Raw genomic sequence first — 6,431 nt, forward strand, 5'->3', positions numbered from 1 at the left:
CCAAGTGAATCCCGTCAACTACCTGTATCTCGCCGCCGTGTTGTTCACCATCGGCGCGGCCGGGGTGCTGATCAGGCGTAGCGCCTCGCCTCGCCACGTCGCGCCGCGAGCCGCCGCGCACCACTGCCGCCGCACGCCCAGCCGCACGCCCCGCCGCTCACCCCGCCTTCAGCACCGACGCCACCAGCGGCCCCGCCGCGTCGCCGCCGTGACCCGCCGCCTGCACCACCGCCGCGGCCGCCAGGTCGTCCGCGAACGCCGCGAACCAGCTGTTCGACGTGTCCTGGCCGCCGACCTCCGCCGAGCCCGTCTTGGCGCCCTTGTCGCCGCCGACGCCCGCCATCGCCGCCGCGCCCGTGCCGCCGCTGCGGGCCGTCGCGCGCATCATGTCGCGCAGCTGCCGGGCCGCCGAGCCGTCCAGCGAGCGGGGGGTACGGGCGATCTCGCGGTCGTCCAGGCCGCGCGGCACGATGATGGGCTGCTTGAAGGTGCCCGCCTTCGCCGTCGCCGCGATGGACGCCACGTTCAGGGCGTTCATCTGGACGGTGCCCTGCCCGATGTACTGCGCGGCGGCCTCCCCGCCGGTCTCGGCCGGGACCGAGCCGTCCCAGGAGGGCACGCCCGTCTGCCAGTTCAGGCCGATACCGAAGACGTCCCGGGCCTCCTTGCCCAGCGCGGCGTCGTCCTTCGCGTCGTCGATGAGCTTGATGAAGGCGGTGTTGCAGGAGCGCGCGAAGCTCCGCGTGAACGTTCCGCCGTTGATAGAGAAGTCGTCGAGGTTCTTGAACGTACGCCCGTAGTACGTCGCCGTCGGCGGGCACTCCGCCACCCGGTCCGCGCCGACCAGGCCCTTCTCCAGCAGCAGCGCCGCCGTCATGATCTTCATCGTGGAGCCGGGCGCCTGCTTGCCGAGGAACGCCGCGTTCCAGCCGTCCTCACGGTTGTTGGCGACCGCCCGTATCTCCCCGGTGCTCGGCTTGATCGCGACGACCGACGACTCGGCGTACCGCTTCACCGCCTGCTCGGCTGCCGCCTGCACCCCGGCGTCCAGCGTCGTCCGCACCTCGCCCGGTCTGCCCTCGCGCAGCGTCAGCAGCGTACGGTCGGACGCGTCGCCCTCGCCGGTGATGACCAGCTCGACGCCGGCCGTGCCGCCCGCCTGGCCGCCGTACCGCTTGCGCAGCTCGTCCAGGACCGGGGCCAGCGACGGGTACCGCTCCACCGTCAGCTCCTTGCCGGCGCGGTCGAGGGCCTTGATGGCCGGCGCGCCGGACGCGGTCACCTTCAGGACCTCGCCGTCCTTGAGCTGCGGATGCAGCACCGTGGACTTCCAGTCGACGCGCGGCTGCCCGGTCGTCAGCCCGCGCACCACGGTCAGTTCCGAGCTGTACGTCCACGGGACGCGCTCCCCGTCGTACGACACGACGGCGCTCACCGTGAACGGCACCGTCGCGCCCGTCGCCGTACCGGCCTTGGCCTTCATGCCGCCGACGTGGGTCTCCGTCAGATAGCCGGCCAGGGCGCCCTGCGCGCTCGTCGGGGCGTTGGTGAACTGCGCCGCCTTGGCCGGGTCCCCCTCCGCCCACGCGGCCAGGAAGCCCTTGGTGGTCGCATCGACCTCCTCCGCGGTCACCGGTCCCGTCCTGCGTGGCGTGCCGGAGGCCGACGTGGTGGTGGTCTGTCCACCCGTCAGGCCGTTCCAGACGTTGATCGCCCCGTATCCGACGCCGCCGACGGCGACGGCGAAGACGCCCCCGACGATCGCCACCTTCGTTCCACTGCGCATGCCGCGGATTCCCCCTCCACAGTCACGCCTACTTGAACATGTTCAAGTAGGCAAACAGGAACAACCCTACGGGGCGGCGATGGGGGCGCGTGGGCCTCGTTATCCGAACGGAATCAAACGTAAGTGATCAGATGCAGGGGGTCACACCCACGTGTCGAGCCACATGCGCGCCCGCCAGTCCTCCATCGGGATCGTCTCGCCGGTGTACAGCGGCCAGAAGTAGATGAAGTTCCAGATGATCAGCAGAACCAGCACGCCCGCGCCGATCGCGCCGATCGCGCGCCGCCGCTCGACCGCCCCGTCCGGGTCCACCAGGCCGTCCTCGTCCGGCGGCCCGGCGGCCGGGCCCAGCATCGCGCCGATCATCATCGCGACGGCCAGGCACAGGAACGGCACGAACACCACCGCGTAGAAGAGGAAGATCGTCCGCTCCTGGTAGAAGAACCACGGCACCCACCCGGCCGCGATCGCGCACACGATGGCCCCCGCCCGCCAGTCGCGGCGGAAGAACCAGCGCCACAGCACGTACAGCACCGCGAAGCACGCCGCCCACCACAGCAGCGGTGTGCCGATCGCCAGCACCTCACGCGCGCACTTCTCCGCCGCGTCCGCCGGGCAGCCGTCCTCACCGGCCGCGGGCGACTCGTAGAAGTACGACACGGGGCGGCCCAGGACGATCCAGCTCCACGGGTTCGACTCGTATGTGTGCCCCGACGTCAGATTGACGTGGAACGTGTACACCTCGGACTCGTAGTGCCACAGGCTCCGCCACCAGTCGGGGAAGAGCCACGACCACGAGCTGACCCGCCCGTCGCCCGTCGACGCCCAGGTCCGGAAGTAGCCCTTGTCCGAGGCGATCCAGCCCGTCCACGACGCGACGTATGTGGCCAGCGCGACCGGCACCGTCGCCACGAACGCCGGCAGCACATCCCGCTTCAGCACCGACAGATACGGCCGGTGGGCGCCCGCGATCCGCCGCGCGCCCACGTCCCAGACCACCGTCAGCAGCCCGAACGCGGCCATGATGTACAGGCCGTTCCACTTGGTCGCTGCCGCCAGTCCCAGCATCACCCCGGCCGTCAGCCGCCAGGGACGCCAGCCGAGCCGCAGCGTGTCCGCGACGGCCGCGTCCGGCCGCAGCACCCCGTCCCCGTCGACCGGCAGCGCCGCCGCGAGCCGCCGCCGCGCCCAGTCACGGTCGATCAGCAGACACCCGAACGCGGCCAGCACGAAGAACATCAGCACCTGGTCGAGCAGCGCCGTACGGCTCATCACGAAGTGCAGCCCGTCCACGGCCAGCAGGCCGCCCGCCAGGCACCCCAGGAACGTCGAGCGGAACAGCCGCCGCCCGATCCGGCACAGCATGAGCACCGACAGCGTGCCGCACACCGCCACCATGAAGCGCCAGCCGAACGGCTCGAAGCCGAACCACCACTCGCCGAGCCCGATGACCCACTTGCCGACCGGCGGGTGCACCACATAGCCCGGATCGGCCGGCACGGGTACCGCGCCCGGGTTCTCCAGGATCGTTTTGTCGATGTCCTTGGGCCACGCCCCCTCGTACCCCTGGTTGATCAGGGCCCAGGCGTCCTTGGCGTAGTACGTCTCGTCGAATATCACCGCGTGCGGCGAGCCCAGGTTCCAGAACCTGAGCAGCCCGGCGACCAGAGCCACCAGCAGCGGACCGCCCCACGGCGCCAGCCGCAGCAGTCCGCGCGCCACCCGCGGCGGCAGCCCGAGGCCCCGCCACAGCCGCGGGGACGGCTTCGGGAACGGCGGCACGAGCCGCTCCCGCAGCCCCGGCACCCGGCGCGGCACATAGCCGAACCGGCGCAGGCGCTGGTCCCAGGAGGGCGGCTCCTGTCCCCCGTCCGGCCCGGCGGCGTGGCCACCGGGTCCGTCCTGTCCGTGCAGGGCCTCTGGCGCAGTACTGGTCACCGCGCCATCGTAGGGAACGCGCCCGCCCGACTCGCCCGGCCGGGCCGCCGGCGGGGCTGCGAGGATGGCACCGTGACTGGAACGCTCGTACTCGCAGGTACCCCGATCGGCGACGTCGCCGACGCCCCGCCCCGCCTCGCCGCCGAGCTGGCGGACGCCGACGTCGTCGCCGCCGAGGACACGCGGCGGCTGCGCCGCCTCACCCAGGCCCTCGGCGTGCAGCCGCGCGGCCGGGTCGTGTCGTACTTCGAGGGCAACGAGTCCGCCCGTACGCCCGAGCTGGTCGAGGCCCTCGTCGGCGGCGCCCGGGTCCTGCTGGTCACCGACGCCGGTATGCCGTCCGTCTCCGACCCCGGCTACCGGCTGGTCGCCGCCGCCGTCGAGCAGGACATCAAGGTCACCGCCGTGCCGGGCCCGTCCGCCGTGCTCACCGCGCTCGCCCTGTCCGGGCTGCCCGTGGACCGGTTCTGCTTCGAGGGCTTCCTGCCCCGCAAGGCGGGCGAGCGCCTCGGCCGGCTCCGCGAGGTCGCCGCCGAGCGCCGCACCCTGGTCTACTTCGAGGCTCCGCACCGACTCGACGACACCCTCGCCGCGATGGCCGAGGTCTTCGGTGCCGACCGGCGCGCCGCCGTGTGCCGGGAGCTCACAAAGACGTACGAGGAGGTCAGGCGCGGTGGCCTCGGCGAGCTCGCGGTCTGGGCCGCCGAGGGTGTTCGGGGCGAGATCACCGTCGTCGTCGAGGGCGCCCCCGAGGCCGGGCCCGCCGATCTCGAACCCGCCGAGCTGGTCCGCCGCGTCCAGGTCCGCGAGGAGGCGGGGGAGCGTCGAAAAGAGGCCATCGCCGCCGTCGCCGCCGAGGCCGGGCTCCCCAAGCGGGAGGTGTTCGACGCCGTCGTCGCGGCGAAGAACGCGGCGAAGACCGCTGGGTAACACCTCTGGCCAGCCCAAAGGCGGGCAAAGAGCTATCGTGAAAGGCAAAGCCCTCACCGGCTGAAGCAAGCCTTTCGGCAGGGAAAGTCCAAGAGCGGCCCATGGTTCGACAGGTGCCGATGCCATCCCGCCGGTAGAGGTGTCCACTGGATGCAGTGGAAAGGAGCCGGCATGAGCGAGACCTCCAGTATCCCGGTCGGCCACGAGGCATATTCCTTCGCCTGTATGAGGTGCGGCTACGGCTGGGAGCAGGCGTACGAAATCGAGCACCACACCGACGTCACCGGCCACGGCTACGTCGTCTACCGCAGCGAGGGCCGACGGGTTCCCTCGCCGCTGTCCAAGCCGACGTGTCCCAACTGCGGACAGCATGTGGTGCGCACCATGCGCTCCGGCCGGGTCTCCACGGTGCTCGACCACGGCGAGCCCTCGGCCGCCCGGCCGGGCGTGCCCGGCGTGGCGCTCCGGCGCGCCGCCATCCCGGTGGCCACGGCAGGGCCGATCGGCCAGGAACTGGAGGAGAAGCCGCTGCCCGAGGGCGGGGCACCGGACCGCCGGCCGGAGGACCGCCGCTGGCACGTCTCCGACCTGCTGCACCCCTTCCAGCGCAGGGAACGGAAGTAGTCGGGAGAGGGCGGGGCCCGGGTTTTCGTACGATCGGGGCATGAGTGCCAAGGACGCCCCGCCGCCGCTGCCCGAGCCCCTGCCCGTGGCCGTGGCCGATTCGCACACCCACCTGGACATGCAGTCCGGCACCATCGAGGAGGCCCTCACCAAGGCCGCCCTCGTCGGCGTCGACACCGTGGTCCAGGTGGGCTGCGACGTCAAGGGCTCCCAGTGGGCGGCGGAGACGGCCGCCACGTACGCCAAGGTCCACGCCGCCGTCGCCCTCCACCCCAACGAGGCCCCCCGCATCGTCCACGGCGACCCCGTCGAGGGGGCGTCGCGAAGCGACTCGGACAAGGGTGGTGGTGGGAGCCGGGCGGGACGGTCCCGGCAGGGCGCCCGCGAGGCGGGCGGGTACACGGCGCTGGACGACGCGCTGGCCGAGATCGACCGGCTCGCCGCCCTCGACCATGTCAGGGCAGTCGGCGAGACCGGCCTCGACCGCTTCCGCACCGGCCCCGAGGGCATGGACGCCCAGGAGCGCTCCTTCCGCGCCCACATCGAGATCGCCAAGCGGCACGGCAAGGCCCTCGTCATCCACGACCGCGACGCCCACGCGGACGTCCTGCGCGTCCTCGCCGAGGAGGGCGCCCCCGAGCGGACCGTCTTCCACTGCTACTCCGGCGACGCCGACATGGCCCGGATCTGCGCCGAGCGCGGCTACTACATGTCCTTCGCCGGGAACGTCACGTTCAAGAACGCCCAGCCCCTGCGCGACGCCCTCGCCGTCGCCCCCCTCGACCTCGTACTCGTCGAGACGGACGCCCCCTTCCTCACCCCCGCCCCGTACCGCGGACGGCCCAACGCGCCGTATCTCGTCCCGGTGACGGTCCGCGCCATGGCGGCCGTCAAGGGCATCGGCGAAGAAGCCCTGGCGACCGCGATCGCCGTCAACACAGCGCGAGCATTTGATTACTGAACGATAGCGGAGGAGGCCGCCACGGGGGTAGCGATACGACGCTCCGTGGTCGAGTCGCTTTGGAGAGTCATCGACCCTCCGCTATGGTCCCGGCCTCGTGAACAACTCGCAGGGCAGTCACCGAGCCGCCGCCCGAGGGCGCCGCGCCGTCGGCCCGTCCGCTTTCCCGGTCCCCGCGCCCCCGCCGGACAA

At 72.2% G+C, this 6,431-nt stretch carries 5 protein-coding genes and 1 pseudogene; 4 read left to right on the forward strand and 2 right to left on the reverse strand.

Translation table 11 applies throughout. From position 1 onward, the window contains the following. Nucleotides 1–4 precede the first annotated feature (4 nt). Nucleotides 5–85 (forward strand): annotated as a pseudogene (locus FVS66_RS01575) (NADH-quinone oxidoreductase subunit K); the annotation flags it as partial. A 72-nt stretch (nucleotides 86–157) separates the two neighbouring features. On the opposite strand, the gene FVS66_RS01580 reads toward FVS66_RS01575, so the two are convergent. After that, nucleotides 158–1,786, reverse strand: a complete 1,629-nt coding sequence (locus FVS66_RS01580) for a penicillin-binding transpeptidase domain-containing protein (RefSeq protein ID WP_149179131.1) — start codon at nucleotides 1,784–1,786, stop codon at nucleotides 158–160. Nucleotides 1,787–1,927: 141 nt separating this feature from the next. Beyond that, nucleotides 1,928–3,724: a phospholipid carrier-dependent glycosyltransferase gene (locus FVS66_RS01585; protein ID WP_149179132.1), complete on the reverse strand. Its 1,797-nt coding sequence runs from the start codon at nucleotides 3,722–3,724 to the stop codon at nucleotides 1,928–1,930. Nucleotides 3,725–3,796: 72 nt separating this feature from the next. On the opposite strand from FVS66_RS01585, the gene rsmI reads away from it, so the two are divergent. The 3 genes from rsmI to FVS66_RS01600 all read left to right on the forward strand — a co-directional run bounded on the left by rsmI (nucleotide 3,797) and on the right by FVS66_RS01600 (nucleotide 6,239). Next, complete coding sequence (gene rsmI / locus FVS66_RS01590; RefSeq protein WP_149179133.1) at nucleotides 3,797–4,654, forward strand: 16S rRNA (cytidine(1402)-2'-O)-methyltransferase; 858 nt, start codon at nucleotides 3,797–3,799, stop codon at nucleotides 4,652–4,654. A 171-nt stretch (nucleotides 4,655–4,825) separates the two neighbouring features. Beyond that, nucleotides 4,826–5,278, forward strand: coding sequence for a hypothetical protein (locus tag FVS66_RS01595; protein ID WP_149179134.1), 453 nt, complete (start codon nucleotides 4,826–4,828; stop codon nucleotides 5,276–5,278). Between the two features lie 40 nt (nucleotides 5,279–5,318). Continuing rightward, nucleotides 5,319–6,239 (forward strand): TatD family hydrolase, encoded by a 921-nt coding sequence (locus FVS66_RS01600; protein ID WP_149179135.1) that lies wholly within the window; start codon nucleotides 5,319–5,321, stop codon nucleotides 6,237–6,239. Nucleotides 6,240–6,431 lie beyond the last annotated feature (192 nt).

This window comes from Streptomyces sp. TRM49041 (genome assembly GCF_008271805.1).
GTDB lineage: Bacteria > Actinomycetota > Actinomycetes > Streptomycetales > Streptomycetaceae > Streptomyces.

Excerpts from the sequence above, each read along its gene's own strand:
- FVS66_RS01580 (WP_149179131.1), bottom strand. The coding sequence starts at position 1,786 with ATGCGCAGTGGAACGAAGGTGGCGATCGTCGGGGGCGTCTTCGCCGTC.
- FVS66_RS01595 (WP_149179134.1), top strand. The coding sequence starts at position 4,826 with ATGAGCGAGACCTCCAGTATCCCGGTCGGCCACGAGGCATATTCCTTC.
- FVS66_RS01600 (WP_149179135.1), top strand. The coding sequence starts at position 5,319 with ATGAGTGCCAAGGACGCCCCGCCGCCGCTGCCCGAGCCCCTGCCCGTG.